At 57.8% G+C, this 20,811-nt stretch carries 20 protein-coding genes; 8 read left to right on the top strand and 12 right to left on the bottom strand.

Going from position 1 to position 20,811, the window contains the following annotated elements:
- The 4 genes from BFR47_RS17575 to BFR47_RS13035 form a co-directional block, all read right to left on the bottom strand.
- Positions 1–510, bottom strand: a 510-nt coding sequence (locus BFR47_RS17575; RefSeq protein WP_139215185.1) for an NAD(P)/FAD-dependent oxidoreductase, incomplete at its 3' end; no start/stop codon positions are given.
- 46 nt (positions 511–556) lie between these two features.
- Positions 557–1,063, bottom strand: coding sequence for a VOC family protein (locus BFR47_RS19175; RefSeq protein WP_217645551.1), 507 nt, complete (start codon positions 1,061–1,063; stop codon positions 557–559).
- Positions 1,021–1,404 carry a VOC family protein gene (locus tag BFR47_RS19170; protein WP_217645550.1) on the bottom strand — a complete coding sequence of 128 codons (384 nt, stop codon included), beginning with the start codon at positions 1,402–1,404 and terminating at the stop codon, positions 1,021–1,023. The genes BFR47_RS19175 and BFR47_RS19170 overlap by 43 nt, the downstream gene beginning before the upstream one ends.
- Positions 1,405–1,731: 327 nt before the next feature.
- The gene (locus tag BFR47_RS13035; protein WP_071473476.1) at positions 1,732–4,086 is read right to left on the bottom strand and encodes a fatty acid cis/trans isomerase; all 2,355 of its coding nucleotides are present in this window, start codon (positions 4,084–4,086) and stop codon (positions 1,732–1,734) included.
- A 72-nt stretch (positions 4,087–4,158) separates the two neighbouring features.
- On the opposite strand from BFR47_RS13035, the gene BFR47_RS13030 reads away from it, so the two are divergent.
- The 3 genes from BFR47_RS13030 (at position 4,159) to BFR47_RS13020 (ending at position 5,064) form a co-directional block, all read left to right on the top strand.
- Complete coding sequence (locus BFR47_RS13030) at positions 4,159–4,419, top strand: DUF1496 domain-containing protein (protein WP_071473475.1); 261 nt, start codon at positions 4,159–4,161, stop codon at positions 4,417–4,419.
- Positions 4,420–4,508: 89 nt separating this feature from the next.
- Positions 4,509–4,667 carry a YqaE/Pmp3 family membrane protein gene (locus BFR47_RS13025; RefSeq protein WP_071473474.1) on the top strand — a complete coding sequence of 53 codons (159 nt, stop codon included), beginning with the start codon at positions 4,509–4,511 and terminating at the stop codon, positions 4,665–4,667.
- Between the two features lie 31 nt (positions 4,668–4,698).
- Complete coding sequence (locus tag BFR47_RS13020; RefSeq protein ID WP_071473473.1) at positions 4,699–5,064, top strand: DUF4112 domain-containing protein; 366 nt, start codon at positions 4,699–4,701, stop codon at positions 5,062–5,064.
- Positions 5,065–5,145: 81 nt separating this feature from the next.
- Here BFR47_RS13020 and yfaE read toward each other — a convergent pair whose 3' ends face one another.
- The 5 genes from yfaE to ubiG form a co-directional block, all read right to left on the bottom strand.
- On the bottom strand, positions 5,146–5,418 hold the full coding sequence (yfaE, locus tag BFR47_RS13015; RefSeq protein WP_071473472.1) for a class I ribonucleotide reductase maintenance protein YfaE: 273 nt from the start codon (positions 5,416–5,418) through the stop codon (positions 5,146–5,148).
- Positions 5,415–6,548, bottom strand: a complete 1,134-nt coding sequence (gene nrdB / locus BFR47_RS13010) for a class Ia ribonucleoside-diphosphate reductase subunit beta (protein ID WP_071473471.1) — start codon at positions 6,546–6,548, stop codon at positions 5,415–5,417. The genes yfaE and nrdB overlap by 4 nt, the downstream gene beginning before the upstream one ends.
- Before the next feature lie 60 nt (positions 6,549–6,608).
- Positions 6,609–8,885 carry a class 1a ribonucleoside-diphosphate reductase subunit alpha gene (gene nrdA / locus BFR47_RS13005; protein ID WP_071473470.1) on the bottom strand — a complete coding sequence of 759 codons (2,277 nt, stop codon included), beginning with the start codon at positions 8,883–8,885 and terminating at the stop codon, positions 6,609–6,611.
- A 344-nt stretch (positions 8,886–9,229) separates the two neighbouring features.
- Positions 9,230–9,907 (bottom strand): HAD family hydrolase, encoded by a 678-nt coding sequence (locus BFR47_RS13000; RefSeq protein WP_071473469.1) that lies wholly within the window; start codon positions 9,905–9,907, stop codon positions 9,230–9,232.
- A gap of 3 nt (positions 9,908–9,910) precedes the next feature.
- Complete coding sequence (gene ubiG / locus BFR47_RS12995) at positions 9,911–10,609, bottom strand: bifunctional 2-polyprenyl-6-hydroxyphenol methylase/3-demethylubiquinol 3-O-methyltransferase UbiG (RefSeq protein ID WP_139215184.1); 699 nt, start codon at positions 10,607–10,609, stop codon at positions 9,911–9,913.
- Positions 10,610–10,768: 159 nt separating this feature from the next.
- On the opposite strand from ubiG, the gene gyrA reads away from it, so the two are divergent.
- From gyrA to aroA, 4 genes are all read left to right on the top strand, one after another.
- Entirely contained in the window at positions 10,769–13,513 is a 2,745-nt protein-coding gene (gyrA, locus tag BFR47_RS12990) for a DNA topoisomerase (ATP-hydrolyzing) subunit A (RefSeq protein WP_071473468.1), read from the top strand.
- Positions 13,514–13,697: 184 nt separating this feature from the next.
- Positions 13,698–14,783, top strand: a complete 1,086-nt coding sequence (serC, locus tag BFR47_RS12985; protein WP_071473467.1) for a 3-phosphoserine/phosphohydroxythreonine transaminase — start codon at positions 13,698–13,700, stop codon at positions 14,781–14,783.
- A gap of 405 nt (positions 14,784–15,188) precedes the next feature.
- Positions 15,189–16,289 (top strand): histidinol-phosphate transaminase, encoded by a 1,101-nt coding sequence (gene hisC, locus BFR47_RS12980; protein ID WP_071473466.1) that lies wholly within the window; start codon positions 15,189–15,191, stop codon positions 16,287–16,289.
- A 108-nt stretch (positions 16,290–16,397) separates the two neighbouring features.
- Positions 16,398–17,684 (top strand): 3-phosphoshikimate 1-carboxyvinyltransferase, encoded by a 1,287-nt coding sequence (gene aroA, locus BFR47_RS12975; RefSeq protein WP_071473465.1) that lies wholly within the window; start codon positions 16,398–16,400, stop codon positions 17,682–17,684.
- Between the two features lie 137 nt (positions 17,685–17,821).
- Here aroA and BFR47_RS12970 read toward each other — a convergent pair whose 3' ends face one another.
- Positions 17,822–18,217, bottom strand: coding sequence for a MerR family transcriptional regulator (locus BFR47_RS12970; protein WP_071473464.1), 396 nt, complete (start codon positions 18,215–18,217; stop codon positions 17,822–17,824).
- 139 nt (positions 18,218–18,356) lie between these two features.
- Between BFR47_RS12970 and BFR47_RS12965 the strand changes: the two genes are divergently transcribed.
- A complete protein-coding gene (locus tag BFR47_RS12965; protein WP_071473463.1) occupies positions 18,357–18,851 on the top strand; it encodes a hypothetical protein in 495 nt (164 codons plus the stop codon).
- Here BFR47_RS12965 and BFR47_RS17570 read toward each other — a convergent pair.
- Positions 18,832–20,025 (bottom strand): EAL domain-containing protein, encoded by a 1,194-nt coding sequence (locus BFR47_RS17570; RefSeq protein ID WP_245748926.1) that lies wholly within the window; start codon positions 20,023–20,025, stop codon positions 18,832–18,834. The two genes, BFR47_RS12965 and BFR47_RS17570, sit on opposite strands and share 20 nt — an antisense overlap.
- A gap of 44 nt (positions 20,026–20,069) precedes the next feature.
- Positions 20,070–20,648 carry a hypothetical protein gene (locus tag BFR47_RS18755; protein ID WP_071473461.1) on the bottom strand — a complete coding sequence of 193 codons (579 nt, stop codon included), beginning with the start codon at positions 20,646–20,648 and terminating at the stop codon, positions 20,070–20,072.
- Positions 20,649–20,811: the final 163 nt, after the last annotated feature.

The following is a 20,811-nucleotide window of genomic DNA, read 5'->3' as shown; positions in this document are numbered from 1 at the left end:
GTCACCTTCCAGCAGCCGGGCATCGACCCCTCGTTGCTGCCAGGCTTCACAGCGGTGTTGGACGGCACGAAGGCCATGTTTGCTGAAGGCCGGCTGAATCCAGCCATTTTGGCTGGCAGCGCAATCAATCCCATGTTGTCTTATCAGGCCAAACACCTCGGAGGGTGCCTGATCGCCAAACTCGACAAACCGGCGCCCCATCTCTCCTGGATAAAGCCGCTCGATAACATCGGGATCCTGTTTTAGGCCGGCGATAATCTGACCATTATTCCTGCCCGATGCTCCCCAGCCTGGCTCTGCCGCATCCAGCACCAGGCAGGACTGGCCCGCCTCACTCAGGTGAGTGGCTGCAGACAGCCCGGTAAAACCGGCGCCAATTATCAGTACATCTGCCGTTTCAGTGCCGGAAAGGGTACGGGTTGGCGGGGCTGGCACGGCAGTGTCGGCCCAGAGCGAGTCGGGTAAAACGAGGGGTTCACCGAGTAGGGATGTACCTGAGTGGGTAGTCATTGGGTTAAAGCCTCAGCAAAATCCGGGAGAAGCCGGCCATCGTGCGTTATGCCTGTTTGAAATACAGGTGAGCACCGCATGCGTCGGCAGGGTTGACGCGTATGTTTCCATCTTCGAGTATCTCGAAACGGATGCCGTTGGAGGTCAGCACCTGACGAGTCACCTGCAGGTCTTTGACCAGCAAGGTGGCCGACGCCAGGTAGGCTTCGCCTCGTTCGGGCTGAGCATCGCCGCGTTGTGCTGCTTCGGTCGCGGAGATCAGCTCCACATCCGCGCCTTCACCGAAATTCAGCCACAGCTGCTCGCCGTCCCGCCGCACGTTTTCTGCGCCCAGCAGGCGAACATAGGCAGACTCGGCCGCATCAAAATCACTGACAACGCCAACCAGGCGGCCAAAGGCCCGTACCCCGTTGGGGTGATCCAGCCAGCCGGGCTGGCGCAAGGTATCCGGGGTGAGGTGCTCACACAGGTTGGCGTGGGTTAGACCGGGGTAAAGGCTGTGATCCAGCATCACGGTCTTGAAATGCAGATCCAGGGTGCGGTCTTCCAGCACCAGCTTGCGGTTGAGGTGCTTCGGCGGCTTGATGCCCAGCCTGAAGCGACACCGGCCTGGTAGCTTTCATTGGCAGATTTGGCATTGAATGCAACGCTGTAGAGGCCTTCGCCCTGTTCGAGAAAGGTGTCGACGCCGGCAAGAAACTTGTTGGGATCGCCAATGCCCCGAATTTCAAGGTAGTCGTCCGCAAACATGATGCACAGGTTTTCGGTACCCCATTCCTGATGCTTTCCGCTTGGCGGTACGACAAAACCCAACTTCTGATATTGGACACGAGTTTGCTGCAGATCATGTACCGCGACCACCGGATGGTCGACTCGTCCTACTTTCGCCGTCATTTCATCTCCTTTCTTTCCGCTGGCTGTTCTGAACCATGAAAGGCTCAGTCGAGAGCCGTACTATATCGTATAAACACGGAATAATGGTATACTATTTTTTATTTAAGTATTCTTTTTTGTGGCGGTGCCGTGTCTTCGGCCTGTCTGTCACGTCAAGGTTTCGATATGAACGGCTAGCGGGGTCTGGTTGAAACTTGGTGCAGCAGGCAGGCGAATGGGGATGGCAGAACTTGGCTCTCGCGAGTGCGTCTTGGGGCAGGGATGAAAGCCATGCAACCGTGGCTATTTCTTGCTGACCACCATGGTCATGGCTTTACCCACCCATGATCACAAATTAAGGTAACGATTCATGTCCAGCAGCCCGGCTTCCAGCGGCGTGGTCTGCTGCAGGTAGCGGTGGATGTCGTGAAAGTAAAACCAGAACCGGGGGTGAGTGCGACGAATGCCGAAGTGACGGGCCAGAGTATGAATATCTTCTGCCCGGGACATGGCCATCAGCGCCGCGATAAAGTCATTCAGTTGTTCCTGTTTTACATTGAAGATGAAATTGGGATAGCTGCCGATTACGCCGGGCAGCACGGTCAGGGTGTCGTTCCGGGGGCGCAGGCGCAGATCTTCTCCCAGCATGAAGGCGACGTTGGAATGATCCCGGTTATGGATCAGGCTGTAGACCTGTCGTTGATCGCCGTGTTCGATACGCAGCAGGGTTACCTCCGGCAGCCATTGAATGGCCGGCAGCCGGGCGGCGGTAACACCGGTGAGAGGGGTTAGCCCGGTTTCAATTTCTGGTGTTCGGGCCGGGAGCGGGTCGAGACAGTCTGGCCGGTGACAGCGATTGAGCGTATCTGCAGGGCCGGCCACCGGTGCCAGCGCGGTTAATACCTGCGGGCCAAAGTCGGCCAGCGGCTGTGCGGGATCGACGTCGATACGGCTGGGGGGTTGCTCGTCTACGTCTGCATAGCTGGTAAACAGCTTGATACGGGCGCTGTTGTCATACCAGCGGTGCAGCAGCTCATTGCGTACTTCGGCTGGCAGGAAGCGAAGCAGATTGGCCTCGGCGCCGTTACGGATGAGATCGAAATACAGCCGGGTCTGGGCCTGATGGGAGACGCTGCCATAGACATTGAAGTTGGCGACCAGGGCATAATAGGTGCGCTCCAGCAGCGGATAATCCATTACCCACATGGTGCTGGGCGTATCTCCCTGCCAGCCCTGTACCACACTGGCGCTGTCGTGATGACGAAACACGGTGAGCAGGGCATCCTGGTTATGACCGTCACCATTCCAGAGATGAGCGAGGTCGGGGCCCTCGGGATACTGCCGGGCATAGGCCTGCTGGCGCTGATTTAAATAATTGTTTCGGGCCTTGCTGTGGGCGATCCAGTCCGGGCCGAGGCTCAGCAGGTCGGCATCGAGCCCGGGCAGGGCCAGCCATTCACTGACTCGGGTGCGATGGCTGGCATCGGTGACAAAGAGATCGTGCTCGGGTGTCTGAAAGGCTACCCAGAACTGATCCCGTATTACATCGGTGGCGATTTGTCCGCGGCAGACGGGGCCTCGGATGAAAGAGCGCACGAAGTATTCCGCATTATCCAGCAAATATTGATAGCGGGAGGCGGCGGGAATGGCCCCAAAGGTAAAAAAGGGATTGGCGGCCTGCGCGGGCCCGTATCCGGGCATTGCCTTGATTGTCCACGGCGTGTCGAAAAACAGCTGTTCCAGCCGTTTCATCTTGTCGTTGTCGAGTGGATAGATGATATGGGTCTTGTGTATGCGGCTTTCCAGCCGTGGCCGCAACCGATAATAAAAGGTCGCCTCCGGGTCGTCGGTGGGTCTGACCGTCGGGATGATGTCAATTGGCTGGCCGCCGGGCGTACGGGAGCGTACCAGTTCGAAAAAGATCTCCTGGCCGGCTTTGCCTCTATCACCGAAATAAAGGTGAGCCAGAAACCAGTGCTCGTAAAGATAACGGGCCACCAGTTGATGGCGAGCACTGTTGCGGTTCAGCCAGGTTTCCCACTGGATGACGGCCTGCTGCAGCCCGTCAGACAAGGTCATGCTCTGTTCGGGCACCGGTGCACCCTGCGCCAGCCAGTCGGCCACCGTCTGGTATTCCCTGTCGGTGAGGCCGGTAACGGCAAAGGGCATCCCCGCCTGTGGATGCTGGCTCGCGAAAGCATCAAACTCCTCTGCGTTGCTGCACTGGTTGGTACGGGTAATGGCAGTATCCAGCGCATTCGGTAGTCGTTTGTTGTCACCCCAGGGTTGCTGCCGGCCCAGAGCCAGCATCCGCATCATCAACGCCGCTTCTCCATTGCTGTTTTCTGTCACACTGAAGAAGCCGCGCCGGCGCCAGGCCTGTTCACCTTCGGCATCGATATAGAGCCGGTTGGGTTCGGCGTCCTGGGTACGGGTGCCGTCGTATACCGGTTGTTTGCTGGCGCCGCGGCTGACACCTGCGTGACTCGAGAGTTTGAGCTGGCAGGGAGCGTCGTAACAGGCATGGCAGACGACGCACTTCTGTTCGAAAATAGGTTTGATGTCGCGCCGATAATCGATATGCCGGCCGCTGGGCTCGGGCAGAGCCGCCATCACGGCGGGGGCCGAGTCGGATTGCGCTGTTACCAGTAACGCGGTGGCGACCATTCCCAGTGCGATCAGCAGCCAGTATCGTGGTTTCATCCTTGAGCCTTATCTTAAGAGCGTAACAGGGTGTTATCATGCGAGTATCTCTGGGTAAAGAGGAAAAGCGTCATGATGAAAGGGCTTGTCTGGGCGTTGTTCGTGTTATCCGCCACGGCGGCAGCCGATACCATCAGCACTCGGCCACCGGTGGAGTTGAATGTCACCTCCGGTCTGGAGCCGGTCTGTTTCTATGAAGACCGGCGTTATTCGAGGGGCTCGGTGATAGAAATGGGCAAGCAGTTGTTCGTGTGCGAGCGCGAAAAATCGTTTGAGCAACATGGTCGCCTGAGCTGGCATCCGTTTCCGTTGGAGTCAAATGACCAGCGCTGATTCAGTCTTTACCGGCAGATAGCTGTCAGATAGCCGCCGGCCTGGCTGTCTGCCAACGTGGTTACACTCGTTATCATCAGGAGCCCATCATGGACTTTATTCGCATTATCATCGCCATCCTGATGCCGCCGCTGGGGGTGTTTCTGCAGGTCGGGCTCGGCAAGCATTTCTGGATCAACATTCTGCTGACCTTGCTGGGTTATATTCCCGGCATCGTGCATGCGGTGTGGGTGATTGCCAGAAAATGAGCCTGTTGATGAAGGTTGCAGGCGTGACAGGATGAACGACATCAACGAACAGAGGGACAGGCATTCCTCCACCATCCGGCGACTGGAGCGTCTCGCCTGGTTGCTGGACAGCGCCATCCGGTTGCCCGGTGGTTTCAGAATCGGCCTGGACGGCATCATCGGCCTGGTGCCCGGCCTGGGCGATCTGGCCGCCGCCGGCTTGTCGTCTTATATCATTCTGGAAGCCGCCCGCATGAAGCTGCCGGGCAGGGTGCTGGCGAGCATGGGGTTGAATGTGTTGCTGGAGCTGGTGGTCGGCATCATCCCTCTCTTCGGCGATCTGTTCGATTTTGCCTTCAAGGCCAATCGACGCAATATGCGCTTGATGACGGATTACCTTCGACACAAGAATGGCTGACGAGTGGGATTGTTGGCGAATGGATACGGGATCAGGCCAACGTCATTGTGCTGCTGTGATGTGAGGGGGTGATGAGATTACTCAAGCCTGCTGCTTGACCGGTTCGGCGTCCAGATCCAGGATGACGTCGCCTTGTGGTCGACAGCAACAGGGCAGGATTTGCCCGGCGGCCACAAAGGCCAGCGGCTCCTGCTGATAACTGACCGCGCCTTCGAGCAGGGTAGTACGGCAAGAGCCGCAGTAACCACTGCGGCACTGATATTCCACTGCATGACCGGTGCGCTCCAGCCCTTCGAGCAGGGTTTCTCCTGCTCGAAGTTCAAAGTCCAGCGCTCGGGTGCAGACGCGGCTCACAGCTCGAAGTCACCGAGATCATCGTGATTCATCTGGGAATCGATCTGGCCGACCAGATAAGAGCTCACTTCTACCTCTTGTGGCGCCACCTGCACGTTGTCGGACGACAGCCAGGCGTTGATCCAGGGAATCGGATTCTGCTTGGCGCCGTTAAACGCCGGGGCCAGACCCACTGCCTGCATGCGCAGGTTGGTGATGTATTCCACATACTGGCACAGGATGTCCTTGTTCAGGCCGATCATGGAACCGTCCTTGAACAGGTACTGGGCCCACTCCTTCTCCTGAATGGCCGCATCACGGAACAACTCGAAGCACTGCTGTTCGCAGTCTTTGGCCACCTGGGCCATTTCCGGATCGTCCTCGCCGGCGCGCAGGATATTGAGCATGTGCTGGGTGCCGGTCAGGTGCAGGGCTTCGTCACGGGCGATCAGCTTGATGATCTTGGCGTTGCCTTCCATCAGCTCGCGCTCGGCAAAGGCGAAGGAGCAGGCAAAGCTGACGTAGAAGCGGATGGCTTCCAGCGCATTGACGCTCATCAGGCACAGGTAGAGCTTTTTCTTCAGCTCGTAGCGGTTGACGGTAACCGGCCGGCCCTTGATGTCATGCTCGCCTTCACCGTACAGATGATAGAAGTTGGTGTACTCGATCAGCTCGTCGTAGTAGCCGGCGATGTCGCTGGCCCGCTTGAGGATCTGCTCGTTGGCCACGATATCGTCGAACACGACGGCGGGGTCGTTGACGATATTGCGGATGATATGGGTGTAGGAGCGCGAGTGAATGGTCTCGGAAAACGCCCAGGTTTCAATCCAGGTTTCCAGCTCGGGCAGTGACACCAGCGGCAACAGCGCCACGTTGGGGCTGCGGCCCTGAATGGAGTCGAGCAGGGTCTGATACTTCAGGTTGCTGATGAAGATGTGCTTTTCGTGATCGGGCAGGGCCTGGTAATCAATCCGGTCCTGAGACACGTCCACTTCTTCCGGACGCCAGAAGAAAGACAGCTGTTTCTCGATCAGTTTCTCGAAGATATCGTACTTTTGCAGATCATAGCGCGCCACGTTCACCGGATTACCGAGGAACATGGGCTCTTGCATATGATCGTTCTGAACTTGACTGAAAGTAGTGTAAGACATTGCTATATTATTCCGCGCACAAAGGCGGGATATCTACCCGCCATCATGACTTAAATCAAGTTAAATTTTACAGGCGCCGCCGGCACAGCCGTCGTCTTCCTGGATATCGTTCTGGGCGTCGGCGGCTCCGTCACGGGTGTTATGGTAATACAGGGTCTTGAGACCGAACTTGTAGGCGGTGAGCAGGTCTTTCAGCAACTGCTTCATCGGCACCCGGCCACCCTCGAAGCGGGCCGGATCGTAGTTGGTGTTGGCGGAAATCGCCTGATCCACAAACTTCTGCATCACGCCCACCAGCTGCAGGTAACCGTCGTTGGACGGCATCTGCCACAGCAGCTCGTACTGGTTTTTCAGTTCGGCGTATTCCGGCACCACCTGCTTGAGGATACCGTCTTTCGAGGCCTTGACCGATACCAGACCACGAGGCGGCTCGATGCCGTTGGTGGCATTGGAAATCTGGCTGGAGGTCTCTGACGGCATCAGCGCGGTCAGGGTGCTGTTGCGCAGACCGGTGGTCTTGATCTCTTCGCGCAGGGTTTCCCAGTCCAGGTGCAGCGGCTCCTGACAGATGGCGTCCAGATCCTTCTTGTAGGTATCGATGGGCAGCACACCCTGGGCATAGGTGGTTTCATTGAAGGCCGGGCAGGGGCCGAACTCCTTCGCCAGCTTGACCGAGGCCTTCAGCAGGTAGTACTGGATGGCTTCAAAGGTCTGGTGGGTCAGGCCGACGGCGCTGCCATCGGAATATTTGACGCCGTTCTTGGCCAGGTAATAGGCATAGTTGATCACGCCAATACCCAAGGTACGACGGTTCATGGAACCTTTCTTGGCGGCCAGCAGCGGGTAGTCCTGATAGTCCAGCAGAGCGTCGAGGGCGCGTACCGCCAGCTCGGCCAGCTCTTCCAGTTCGTTCAGGTTGCTGATGGCACCCAGATTGAAGGCCGACAGGGTGCAGAGCGCGATTTCGCCGTTTTCGTCGTTGATGTCCATCATCGGCTTGGTGGGCAGGGCAATTTCCAGGCACAAGTTGCTCTGGCGTACCGGGGCCACCGCCGGGTCGAACGGGCTGTGGGTGTTGCAGTGATCCACGTTCTGAATGTAGATACGGCCGGTACCGGCGCGTTCCTGCATCATCAGCGAGAACAGCTCCAGCGCCTTGATGGTGCGCTTGCGAATGCTGCTGTCCTGCTCGTACTTGACGTACAGTTCTTCAAACTTCGCCTGGTCTTCGAAGAAGGCGTCGTACAGGCCGGGTACATCGGAAGGGGAGAACAGGGTGATGTCACCACCCTTGATCAGGCGCTGATACATCAGGCGGTTGATCTGCACGCCGTAGTCCATGTGACGAACACGGTTTTCTTCCACGCCGCGGTTGTTCTTCAGGACCAGCAGCGATTCTACTTCCAGGTGCCACATGGGGTAGAACAGGGTGGCGGCACCGCCCCGCACGCCGCCCTGAGAGCAGCATTTGACGGCGGTCTGGAAGTGCTTGTAGAACGGAATACAGCCGGTGTGGAAGGCCTCGCCGCCACGGATGGGGCTGCCCAAGGCACGAATGCGCCCGGCGTTGATGCCGATACCGGCGCGCTGGGATACATAACGCACGATGGCGCCGGAGGTAGCATTGATGGAGTCCAGGCTGTCGCCGCACTCGATCAGCACACAGGAGCTGAACTGGCGGGTCGGGGTGCGCACGCCGGACATGATGGGCGTGGGCAGGGAGACCTTGAACTGGGAGACCGCATCGTAGAAGCGGGTAACAAAGCTCAGCCGGGTATCTTTCGGGTACTTGGAGAACAGGCAGGCGGCCACCAGCATATAGAGGAACTGGGGGCTTTCGTAAATGGCGCCGGTTACCCGGTTCTGTACCAGATATTTGCCTTCGAGCTGTTTGACCGCGGCATAGGAGAACGTCAGGTCGCGTTCATGATCCAGGTGTGCGTTCAGGGCTTCAAATTCTTCGCGGCTGTAGTCGGCCAGGATATGCTGGTCGTATTTGCCCATTTCGGTGAGCTTGACCACATGGTCGTGGAAATGAGGCGGCTCGAACTGGCCATAGGCCTTCTTGCGCAGATGGAACACGGCCAGGCGGGCGGCCAGATACTGATAATCCGGGGTCTGCTCGGAGATAAGATCGGCGGCGGCCTTGATGATGGTCTCGTGAATATCTTCGGTGCGGATACCATCGTAGAACTGGATATGGGAGCGCAGCTCCACCTGGGAGACGGAGACATTATCCAGTCCTTCGGCGGCCCAGGTGATCACCCGGTGGATCTTGTCCAGATCGATGGGTTCCTTGGCGCCAGAACGTTTGGTAACCAGCAGATGTTTATTCATGAAACGGACCTTCTCCCGTAGTTGTTGTGTCGATTCCGGCAGGAAACGCCTGAGTCGTCAGCCACCCTATATAGTGTGGTTGACAGCCGGAGGAGACACAACATCTAGTTGTCTTATTGAGTATGGGCACAATATAGTGGGTTAGCCTCCAATTCTCAAGTTGGCGGGAGGCGGTAAAACATGTGGATAATCTGTGATCTTCCGCCAGAGGTTTGTACTCACTAACGTCTATCCCTTTGGGAGTCTGGCGCTGGCAAAGTCGTGATGATTTTATGCCCGGTGAGTAAGATTTTTTAAAATATTTGGCTTGCAAAAAACGGCATTCGGGGATCCCGGCGGATCTTTCAGCGGTTGGTGCCGAATGTGTCTTCCAGCCAGGCCTGCAGGGCGTAAACCGTCCCCAGCCGGTGGTCCGCCTGCCAGCTCTCCGGATCTTCTCCCGCGGAAATATAGCCCCAGGTGGCGGCCACCGTGGTCATGCCCGCGGCCCGTCCGGCATCGATGTCACGTCGATGATCGCCAATGTAGACACAGCGCTCCGGCGCCACGGACAGCCGCTCGGCGGCATATAGCAATGGTGCCGGGTGGGGCTTTTTCTGAGGCAGGGTATCGGCGCTGACGGTCACGCCGCAGTGTTGAAACAGCGTCAGTCCGGCCAGCAGCGGTACGGTCAGGGCGGCGGGCTTGTTGGTGACCACGCCCCAGGGAATGCGGCTGGTATTCAGCCAGTCAAGCAGGGCCGGCACCCCCTCGTAGGGGCGGGTGTGATGACAGAGATTATCACCATAAAAGCTCAGCATCTGCCGACGCAGCTGCTCCAGCCCGTGGTGTTCGATCAGTTCCTGATGAATGCCGGCCTTGAGCAGGGCATAGGCGCCATCCGAGGTGGTGCATTGCAGCACCGCCTCGGTCAGGGCGGGCAGCCCCAGGCTCTCTATGACATGGTTGGCGGCAGCGCCCATGTCGCCCGCCGTATCCAGCAGGGTTCCATCCAGATCGAACAGCACCGCTTGAAAGGTCATGACTTACTCCGGTTTGGTGGCATGCACCATGTAGTTGACGTCCGCATCCCGGCTGAGTTTGAAGTTGCCGGATAGCGGCTGATAGACCACGCCGCTGATGTCTTTGACCACCAGCCCGGCCTGCTCTATGTAGCGGCACAGTTCGGAGGGGGTGATGAATTTGCGGTGATCATGGGTCCCCTTGGGCACCATTTTGAACAGGTGCTCGGCCGCCGCTATCATCATCAGCCAGGCCTTGGGGTTGCGATTGATGGTGGAAAACACCAGGGTGGCACCGGGTTTGGCGAGGTCCGCGCAGGCCTGTACCACGGACGCGGGTTCGGGTACGTGTTCCAGCATTTCCATGCAGGTCACCGCATCAAACTGGCCCGGGAATTCTTCGGCCAGCTGTTCGGCGGTGCCCTGACGGTAATTGACGCTCACACCCGTTTCCAGGGCATGCAGCCGGGCGACTGCCAGCGGCTCCTTGCCCATGTCCACGCCGGTGACCTCGGCCCCTTCCCGGGCCATGCTTTCGCTTAAAATGCCGCCGCCACAGCCAATGTCGATGATCTGTTTGCCGAACAGGCCGCCGGTTTTGTCGGCAATCCAGTTCAGGCGCAGCGGGTTGAGTTTGTGCAGCGGCTTGAAGTCACCCTCCAGATCCCACCAGCGGGAGGCCATGGCCTCGAATTTATCGATTTCCTGTTGGTCTACATTCACGGGCAATGCCTTAAACGATGGTTAATATAATGTGTGGGGCGGCCATTATAGCCCACTCCCTTTTCACCGCCAGCATGGCTGCTCCTCGGGCGTATTTCTATGGTAGAATGATGCGTTTTTTATTGCGATATCAACAATAAACTGGGGACAAGGCTTGCTATGACCGATCTGGCCCGAGAAATCATGCCGATAAACATCGAGGAAGAGCTGAAACGTTCTTATCTGGATTACGCCATGAGCGTGATCGTGGGGCGAGCGCTTCCGGATGTACGAGATGGTTTGAAGCCGGTGCATCGCCGCGTGCTGTTCGCCATGAACGAGCTCGGTAACGACTGGAACAAGCCCTACAAGAAATCCGCCCGTGTGGTGGGTGACGTAATCGGTAAATATCACCCGCACGGCGACAGTGCCGTATATGACACCATAGTGCGCATGGCTCAGGATTTTTCCATGCGTTATACCCTGGTCGATGGCCAGGGCAACTTCGGTTCGGTGGACGGTGACTCCGCCGCCGCCATGCGTTATACCGAAGTGCGCATGGACAAGATCGCCCACGAACTGCTGGCCGATCTGGACAAGGAAACCGTCGACTGGGTGCCCAACTACGATGGCACCGAGATGATACCGGCGGTGATGCCGACCAAGGTGCCGAACCTGCTGGTGAACGGCTCTTCCGGTATTGCCGTGGGCATGGCGACCAATATTCCGCCCCACAACCTCAATGAGGTGGTGGACGGCTGTCTGGCGCTCATTGATGACGAACACATCAGCATCGATCAGCTGATTGAACTGATCCCGGGGCCGGACTTTCCTACCGGCGGTATCATCAACGGCAAGTCCGGCATCATCGATGCGTACCGTACCGGTCGTGGCAAGATCTACGTGCGCGCCCTGGCCAACATCGAAGTGGACGAAAAAACCGGTCGCGAAACCATCATCGTGTCCGAGTTGCCCTACCAGGTGAACAAGGCCCGGCTCATCGAAAAAATCGCCGAACTGGTCAAGGAAAAACGCATCGAGGGCATCAGCGCCCTGCGTGACGAGTCCGATAAAGACGGCATGCGCATCGTGATCGAAGTGCGCCGGGGCGAAGTGGGTGAGGTGATCCTGAACAACCTCTATTCACAAACCCAGATGCAGAACGTGTTCGGCATTAACATGGTGGCGCTGGACAACAACCAGCCGCGTATCTTCAACCTGAAGGACATGCTGAACTGCTTCATTCAGCACCGTCGTGAAGTGGTGACCCGCCGTACCGTGTTCGAGCTGCGCAAGGCGCGGGACCGGGCGCATATCCTGGAAGGTCTGGCCATCGCGCTGGCCAATATCGACCCCATTATCGAGCTGATCCGTCGTTCGCCGACTCCGGCCGAAGCCAAGGCCGGCCTTGTCGGTCAGGGCTGGGAACTGGGTAATGTGGCCAGCATGCTGGAGCGCGCCGGTGATGATGCGGCACGCCCCGAGTGGCTGGAGCCCGAATTCGGTATCCGTGAGGGCTACTATTACCTGACCGAGCAACAGGCCCAGGCCATTCTGGACCTGCGTCTGCACCGCCTGACCGGCCTCGAGCACGAGAAAATCCTCGAGGAATACCAGAATCTGCTCACGCTGATTGCCGAACTGCTGTTCATTCTCAACAGCCCCGAACGGTTGATGGAAGTGATCCGTGAAGAGCTGGAAGCGGTCAAGGTGCAGTTTGGTGACGCCCGTCGTACCGAAATCACCACCTCCAGTGCCGAGATCAACATCGAAGATCTGATCACCCAGGAAGACGTGGTGGTCACGCTGTCGCATCAGGGTTACGTGAAATATCAGCCACTGACCGACTATGAAGCCCAGCGTCGCGGCGGCCGGGGCAAGTCGGCCACCAAGATGAAGGAAGAAGACTTTGTCGAGCGCCTGCTGGTGGCCAATACCCACGACACCATTCTGTGCTTCTCGACCGCCGGCAAGGTGTACTGGCTCAAGGTCTACCAGTTGCCGGAGGCCAGCCGTGCCGCCCGTGGCCGCCCCATCGTCAACCTGTTGCCGCTGGAGCAGGACGAGCGTATTACTGCCATCCTGCCGGTGAAGGAATATGCCGACGACAAATACGTGTTCTTCGCTACCGCCGACGGCACCGTGAAGAAAACCAGCCTGTCGGCCTTCAGCCGGCCGCTGGCGTCCGGTATTCGTGCCATCAACCTGCGTGAAGGCGATGAGTTGATTGGCGTCGATATCACCGACGGCAGCAACGAAATCATGCTGTTCTCCGATGCGGGCAAGGTCGTACGCTTTGCCGAAGGCAGCGGTCAGGCCGAGGTGGCAAGCCACGACGAGCAGGATGATGCTGCCAGCGACGAGGCGGACGGCAGCGAAAGCAAAGGCAGCTTCAAGGGCGTGCGGCCCATGGGTCGTACCGCCTCCGGTGTGCGCGGCATCCGTCTGGCCGGGGATGACAAGGTGGTATCACTGATCATCCCGCGCGGCGAAGGCCCCATTCTGACCGTGACCGCCAACGGCTACGGCAAGCGTACCGCGCTGGACGAATACCCGACCAAGAGTCGGGGTACCCTGGGCGTGGTGTCGATCAAGGTCAGCGACCGCAACGGCCCGGTAGTCGGTGCCATTCAGGTGGATGACAGCAACGAGATTATGCTGATCACCAATGGCGGTATTCTGGTACGTACCCGGGTGCTGGAAGTGAGCTTGATCAGCCGTAACACCGCCGGCGTGCGTTTGATCCGTACCGGAGAAGACGAACAGGTGGTGGGTCTGCAGCGTATTGAAGAGCCGGAAGAAGTCGACGAATTGATTGATGGTGAGGGGGATGCCCATACCGCCGAACAAGCCGATGGCCAAACTGACGCTCAATCCGATGTTAGCGGGGACGACGAGCAGCAAGACCCGGTGATTGAAGAGTAAACAATTGGTGTTGATAACAAGGGGCCCCAGCGGCCCCTTTTGTTCAACCGTGATTCAATACACAAAATCACTTTGACTTGGCCGTCTGGACGTGTAAAAACGATATGGTCGTGGTGATAACGAGGGCGGTCGGTGTCTACCGGTCCTGTTGTCGATTATTTAGCATATAGGTAGCTCAGGGAAAATGGATAAGATGGTTTATAACTTCAGCGCGGGCCCGGCCATGTTGCCGGTCGAAGTCATGCAACAGGCCCAGGCCGAGTTTCGCGATTTTAACGGTCTGGGTGTCTCGGTGATGGAGCTCAGCCACCGCGGTGCCGACTACATGGCGGTGGCGGCCCAGGCCGAGCAGGATCTGCGTGACCTGCTGCAGGTGCCGGACAATTACAAGGTGCTGTTTCTGCAGGGCGGCGGCCGCGGCCAGTTTGCCGCCGTCGCGCTGAACCTGATGGGGAAGAATGCCAAAGCCGATTACATCGTGACCGGGCAGTGGTCTCAATCCGCGGTGGCGGAAGCGGAAAAGGTGGGCCAGGTCCGGGTACTGGACGGCTTTGAAACCACCGGGAACGGCCCCCGTGCGCTGGCCGACCGGTGGGATCTCGATCCGACCGCTGCTTATGTGCATTACTGTCCGAATGAAACCGTTGAAGGTATCGAGTATCACTTTGTACCCGACACAGGCGAGGTGCCGCTGATCGCGGACATGTCCTCTACCATTCTGTCTCGTCCCATCGATGTCAGCAAGTTCGGCCTGATTTATGCCGGTGCCCAGAAAAATATCGGCCCTTCCGGTCTGGCGGTGGTAATAGTACGTGAAGACCTGCTCCAGCAGGCCTGCCCGCATACCCCGGCTATCATGGACTATGCGGCCATGGCCAAGGCCGACTCCATGCTTAACACGCCTCCCACCTATGCCTGGTATCTGGCCGGGCTGGTGTTCAAGTGGTTGAAACGCGAAGGTGGCCTGGAAGCCATGGGCGAGCGCAACAAGGCCAAGGCCGAGCTGCTGTACAACTATGTGGATGCCAGCGATTTCTACAGCAATAACGTGCACCCACAGGCGCGTTCCTGGATGAACATTCCGTTTCAGCTGAAAGACGATGCCCTGAATGATGCCTTCCTCAAGGAAGCCAAGGCCGAAGGGTTACTGGCGCTGAAGGGCCACCGTATCGTGGGCGGCATGCGTGCCAGCCTGTACAACGCCATGCCCATCGAAGGGGTGCAGGCGCTGGTGGCCTTCATGGACCGGTTCGCCAAGCAGCACGGTTGACAGAGATAGGGCATAAGCCTGTCAATGTGTCGCATGCTGTAAAAATAAATATGCGATTGCTGAATACGAGTAAAGCAATCGGACCAAGGGCCAACTCCTCCGACTCGCCGTAGATACATCCATGTAGGCTCCGCCGCGCCATCCTTGGCGCGGAGGGTCGGCGGAGTCGTTCCCTTGGTCCTCCTTGATGTATCGGAGCTGTCTGTGAATGCTGTTAACCGATGACTCGGTGATTGAGAAGAGGTGGCGGGGGTTACCGTAGCCGACCGTCAAATGCCAGGGATGGCATTTGCGAGCGTCACAGGGAAGTGGGTTAGCGTGTCGGCGTTGGTAACCCTGCCGCCTCTTTGGCATCTGGGTACAGTCTGCCGATATGTCGGATAGAAAAGAGCTTAAGGAGCCATTGTGAGTATTGATTATCTGGCCCTGGCCAATGCCGGGGTAGAAAAGTTGCACCCTTATCAGCCGGGTAAGCCGGTGGAAGAGTTGGAGCGCGAGCTCGGCATCAGCAACAGCGTCAAGCTGGCTTCCAACGAAAACCCGCTGGGGCTGGGTCCCAAGGCCCGGGCGGCGATAGAGCGGGCGTTGCCCGAGCTGGCGCGTTACCCAGATGCCAACGGCTTTGCCCTGAAGACGAAGCTGGCCGAGAAGCTGGGCGTCAATACCGACCAGCTGATCCTGGGCAACGGCTCCAACGAGTTGATTGACCTGATTTACCATACCTTTGTCTCTCCCGGTCAGCAGGTCGTGTTTTCCCAGTACACCTTTATCGTTTATGCCCTGGCCACTCAGGCTCACGGTGCCGAAGCGGTGGTGGTACCGGCCAAAGACTTCGGTCACGATCTGGATGCCATGGCCGCCGCCATTACCGAACACACCAGGCTGGTGTGTATCACCAACCCCAACAACCCGACCGGCACCTTTCTGACCAAGGCCGAGCTGGAAGCCTTTCTGGCCCGGGTGCCGGAGCAGGTGCTGGTGGTGCTGGACGAGGCCTATACCGAATACGTGAATGATGAAGAACGTATTCCTTCCATCGACTGGCTGGCGCTGTATCCCAACCTGATCGTGTCCCGTACCTTCTCCAAGGCCTATGGTCTGGCGGGTCTGCGGCTCGGTTACATGGTGGCGCACCCCGAGTTGATCGGGGTGCTGAATCGGGTGCGTGAGCCCTTCAACTGCAACAGCCTGGCGCTGGCGGCGGCGGAAGCGGCGCTGGATGACGAGACGTATCTGACCGAGGCGGTTGAGCTGAACCGGCGCGAGATGGCGCGTTACGAGGCGTTCTTTCGGCAGAAAGGCCTGCGCTATGTGCCGTCTCACGGCAACTTCATCACCCTGGATCTGCAGCGTGATGCGGCAGCCGTGTATGAAGCGTTGTTGCGTGAAGGGGTGATAGTACGGCCTATTGCCGGTTATGGCCTGCCGACCTGTCTGCGCATCAGCATCGGGCTGGAACAGGAAAACCAGCGCTGCATGGACGCGCTGGCCAGGGTACTGGGTTGATAACAGGCCGGTGCAAACCGGCCTTTTGTTTACTTGCCCTGATGCACCAGCCCTGTTAACGTCTAGGCAGCCTCCGTTTTTGTTTTATCCAGTATCTCCAGGAATCATATGGAAAGCCTTAAATTATCTCCTATTGCCCGGGTGGAGGGCACCGTCAATCTGCCCGGCTCCAAGTCAGTATCCAACCGTGCGCTGCTGTTGGCCGCTCAGGCTCAGGGGACGACCCGCCTGACCAATCTGCTCGACAGTGACGATATCCGCTACATGCTGGATGCGCTCAAGACTCTCGGCGTGCAGTATGAGTTGTCGGAAGACAAGACCGAGTGTGTAGTGCACGGTCTGGGTCGTGCTTTCAGTGTCAACGAGCCGGTGTCGCTGTTTCTGGGCAATGCGGGGACCGCCATGCGACCGTTGTGTGCCGCGCTCTGTCTGGGTACCGGTGACTTTACCCTGACCGGCGAGCCGCGCATGTGGGAACGCCCCATCGGCCATCTGGTGGACGCCCTGCGAGAAGCCGGTGCGGATATCAGCTACCTGAAGACCGACGGTTATCCGCCGGTATTTATCAATGGCAAGGGCCTGTGGGGCGGCGACGTGCACATCGACGGCTCGGTTTCCAGTCAGTTTCTGACCGCCTTGCTGATGGCCGCTCCCATGGCGTCCGGAGATACCCGTATCCATATCAAGGGTGAGCTGGTATCCAAACCCTATATCGACATTACGCTGCAGATCATGAGCCAGTTCGGGGTCGAGCTGGAGCACGACGATTATCAGACCTTCTACATCAAGGGTAATCAGACGTATGTGTCACCGGGTCATTTCCTGGTGGAAGGCGATGCGTCATCAGCTTCTTACTTTCTGGCGGCAGGCGCCATCAAGGGCAAGGTGCGGGTGACGGGGATAGGCCGTGACAGCATTCAGGGCGATATCCGGTTTGCCGATGTGCTGGAAGCCATGGGCGCCAAAATTACCTGGGGCGACGATTTTATCGAAGCAGAGCATGTCGCTCCGCTGCAGGCCGTAGACATGGACATGAACCATATTCCCGATGCGGCCATGACCATTGCCACCACCGCCCTGTTTGCCTCGGGCACCACCCGGATTACCAATATCTATAACTGGCGGGTGAAGGAAACCGACCGGCTCTATGCCATGGCCACCGAGCTGGCCAAGCTGGGGGTCGAGGTGGAAGAAGGGGAGGATTATCTGGTGGTGACGCCGGCAGCCCGGCTGCAGGAGGCCGAGATTGCCACCTATAACGATCATCGTATCGCCATGTGTTTCTCACTGGTGGCGCTGAGCGATACCGCGGTGGTAATCCTGGATCCCAAGTGTACCTCCAAGACCTTTCCCGACTACTTCGACAAGCTGGCCAGTATCAGTCAGCCGGCGTAGTCTCCAGTGCAATAGGGCCTTGAGCCACTTCGGTTCCCCGTCATGCCGGCCTCTGTGCCGGCATTTTTCATCACCAGACACGGGCGTCCACATTGCCGGGATAACAAGGCGTCAACGTGGCTTCATGCCTTACGGGATCAGTGGTGCTTCATTTTTTCCAGGGTTTCCCGCGCCTTGATATCGGCGGCGTCCAGTTCGGCCAGCACTTTTTCGATGTCTTCCTGCTGTTGTTGCAGGCTGGCGCGCTTTTCCGCAATCATGGCCACCATGGAGTGCAGCTGGGGGCGCGAGCGGTGCTCTGCATCATAGAGATCAAACAGCTCCCGCATTTCCGCCAGACTGAACCCCAGCCGTTTACCGCGAATGGTGAGTGCCAGCCTGATCCTGTCTTTGTGGCTATAGATGCGCGAATTGCCTTTGCGTCTGGGCATCAGCAGCCCCAGTTCTTCATAGTGGCGCAGGGTGCGGGGAGTAATATCGAATTCATCGGCCAACTCAGAAATGCTGTAGGTAACTTCCTTATTGGGCATCATGATCACTCCTTGCGGACTCGCTATTGTTGACAGGGAAAGGGCAAGACCTTACACCCATATCAACAGCCTGTGAAGCCCGTCTTTGACTCGTGTCGGGGATTACGCCAAGATGAGTCTTTGTCATGTTGACGGAGATAGCGTGTTTATTTTCAAGGTGCAAGATGCACAGGGTGGGCGGGCCGAGATCCGTATCCAGGCTCTGGACTGGAGTGAACAGGGTGAGGTCTTTTTCTCCTGCAACCGCGACAAGCTTGCCGTGTTGTTGCTGTCCGACTGTCGATCCGGTCAGGGCTTCTTTGAACTGCTGGCGGGAGCCAAGCCGATGTATGTGGAGCAGTGGCTGGAATATCTGCAGGAGGAGGGCAGCCTCAGTCAGGTCGAGGTGAGCATTCACAGCCCGCTTGATACGGGCTATGCCGAGCTGTGCGGGCTGGACTCGGAGCAACTTAAAACACTGCTGGATCTGGTCTATCAGGTAGGCGGCTTCAATCGCCTGCAAATCATGCGCTACCTGAAACACCGCCATAAACCGTCGGTGATGTCGACGCGCTACAACCCGGATGAAATCAAACGCTATCGCCACCTGGGCGAGCTCATCAACTACCTGTTGCGCTTCAAAGCTTCAGCCCCTTGAAGGTGCTGAAGTCGGTGGGCTTGGCTATCAGGTAGCCCTGAATACCATCAAGATACATGGACTCCAGAACCTGTTTTTGCCCCAGGGTCTCGACCCCTTCGGCGATAACATGGCAGCCCATGCGCTGCGCCAGATCGACAATCATGCGCACGAACTGCTGGTTGGTACTGTCATCTTGCAGCCGCCTGACCAGCTGACTGTCGAGCTTGATGTAGTCGGGTTTGACTTCTTTCATCAGCCTGAAAGAGCCATAGCCATGGCCAAACCGGCTGACCGCCGAACGGGCACCGCAACGGCGGATGATATCCAGCAACCGTTTTCCGGTTGCCAGTTGATGTTGCAATACCTGTTCATCCAGCTCAAATACCAGGCTGGACGTTATCTCCTTGTTACGCAGCAACACCCGCTCCAACCAGATAAAAAAGGAATTCTGCTGCAGGCTGGCTGGGGTCAGGTTGATCGCCCAGCGCTGGGCCGGCAGTGCTTTATTCTCTATCTGCTGAATAATCATCTCGATGATCTTCTGTTCGAACAGCATCGACATATTGAGCCGTTGCAGCATGGCAAACACCGTGGTGGCCGGATAGATACCACCCTGCTCGTTGGGGAAGCGGGTGAAAATCTCGTTATAGCCGGGCATGGTGGCTTTACGGATTTGAGCCGGTTGCACCTGCAACAGGATCTTGTTGTCTTCCAGCATGCTCTGCAACCGCTGTCGCCATTGGCTCTCACCCATTTCTTCATCGTCATTGTGCTTGAGGACGATACTCCAGCTATTGGGCTCACCGCCCTGGGACTGGGCCAGCGCCAGGTCGGCCCGGATCAGTACCTGCTCCGGGGACTGGCCCGGCAGCAACTGGGTAAAGCCGAGATAGGCGGCACAGCTCAGCTCGTGCACATGCTGATAATGGTACAGCTCCTGATTCAGCAGGGTGCCGAGGCGCTCAGCCAGCGGCTCACAGGGGGATTTGGCCAGTACGGCGATATCGGTACCGCTGATACGATAGGCTCTGGCGCCGAGTTCCGGCTGTATGGTCTTGCGTACCAGCTTGACGATATCCAGCAGATATTGGTCACCGGCCTGAAACCCGCGCTCGATATTGATATCCTGCAAGGTCGCTGCGCGGATAATCATCAGGGTGGCGCTGGCCAGCTTATTTTCATCATCCAGTATCAGGTCGAGATCGCGACGAAACGCATAACGGTTGCCGAGGTTGGTCAGGCTGTCCTGGTAGCTACGCTGCTGGCTTCGCCAAGTTGTTGCTGCAGGCTTTCTGTCTGACTGAGGTAATGCTGGTGCAGACCGACAATGCCCTGTGCTATCGGTGAGTTGCTGCCTACCTGGCTTTGCTCCGGATCGAGCAGCAGGGACTGTAAATATTGTTCCTGCTCCTGATCTTCCTTGCGCCAGCGGCGATGCAAGGCGGTAAAAATGAGCAAGGCGGTGAGGGTCAGGGGAATCGACAGCAACAGCCACTGTGTGGTAGCCGGACTGGTATCGAGTCGATAAAATACCGGCGTCTGCTCAATCATCTGCTGATGATTGGCTCCGACCTGGCCAAACCACCAGGCGGGCTTGTCGGGGCCGAGTGGTTGTCCTACCGATAACGCAGCCACGCCGGGAAGCAGGGACGCCTGCTGCTCAGCGGAGATATAGTAAGATAGACGCTCGTTGATCTGCTGCTCTTGGTGCAACAAGGTGCGATAGCTAGCCCACCAGGGAAGCAGGGCACTCAGTACGATGAAGATAAAACCTGATAGCAGCAGCACCTGACCAAAGGGACGAGTTTCCCGCATAGTCAATATCCTTGTGAAAACGGGGCATCGGAGTAAACAGGGTATAGTGCGAGGAGCCGATGCTCACGGACTTATCATGAGCTAGCATCATTGAAATGACAAGAAAAATGGCTCCCCCTGCTGGACTTGAACCAGCGACATACGGATTAACAGTCCGCCGTTC

Origin of the sequence: Oceanisphaera psychrotolerans, from assembly GCF_001870485.1 — a bacterium.
Classification (GTDB): Bacteria; Pseudomonadota; Gammaproteobacteria; order Enterobacterales; family Aeromonadaceae; genus Oceanimonas; species Oceanimonas psychrotolerans.
The sequence above is the reverse complement of the archived record's forward strand: the minus strand, read 5'-3'. Positions and strand labels throughout refer to the sequence as shown.

What these genes read in the sequence shown, in the direction of transcription:
- BFR47_RS19170 (WP_217645550.1), bottom strand. Translation starts at nt 1,404, where the DNA reads ATGACGGCGAAAGTAGGACGAGTCGACCATCCGGTGGTCGCGGTACAT.
- BFR47_RS13035 (WP_071473476.1), bottom strand. Translation starts at nt 4,086, where the DNA reads ATGAAACCACGATACTGGCTGCTGATCGCACTGGGAATGGTCGCCACC.
- BFR47_RS13030 (WP_071473475.1), top strand. Translation starts at nt 4,159, where the DNA reads ATGATGAAAGGGCTTGTCTGGGCGTTGTTCGTGTTATCCGCCACGGCG.
- BFR47_RS13025 (WP_071473474.1), top strand. Translation starts at nt 4,509, where the DNA reads ATGGACTTTATTCGCATTATCATCGCCATCCTGATGCCGCCGCTGGGG.
- BFR47_RS13020 (WP_071473473.1), top strand. Translation starts at nt 4,699, where the DNA reads ATGAACGACATCAACGAACAGAGGGACAGGCATTCCTCCACCATCCGG.
- nrdB (WP_071473471.1), bottom strand. Translation starts at nt 6,548, where the DNA reads ATGTCTTACACTACTTTCAGTCAAGTTCAGAACGATCATATGCAAGAG.
- nrdA (WP_071473470.1), bottom strand. Translation starts at nt 8,885, where the DNA reads ATGAATAAACATCTGCTGGTTACCAAACGTTCTGGCGCCAAGGAACCC.
- BFR47_RS13000 (WP_071473469.1), bottom strand. Translation starts at nt 9,907, where the DNA reads ATGACCTTTCAAGCGGTGCTGTTCGATCTGGATGGAACCCTGCTGGAT.
- gyrA (WP_071473468.1), top strand. Translation starts at nt 10,769, where the DNA reads ATGACCGATCTGGCCCGAGAAATCATGCCGATAAACATCGAGGAAGAG.
- serC (WP_071473467.1), top strand. Translation starts at nt 13,698, where the DNA reads ATGGATAAGATGGTTTATAACTTCAGCGCGGGCCCGGCCATGTTGCCG.
- aroA (WP_071473465.1), top strand. Translation starts at nt 16,398, where the DNA reads ATGGAAAGCCTTAAATTATCTCCTATTGCCCGGGTGGAGGGCACCGTC.
- BFR47_RS12970 (WP_071473464.1), bottom strand. Translation starts at nt 18,217, where the DNA reads ATGATGCCCAATAAGGAAGTTACCTACAGCATTTCTGAGTTGGCCGAT.
- BFR47_RS18755 (WP_071473461.1), bottom strand. Translation starts at nt 20,648, where the DNA reads ATGCGGGAAACTCGTCCCTTTGGTCAGGTGCTGCTGCTATCAGGTTTT.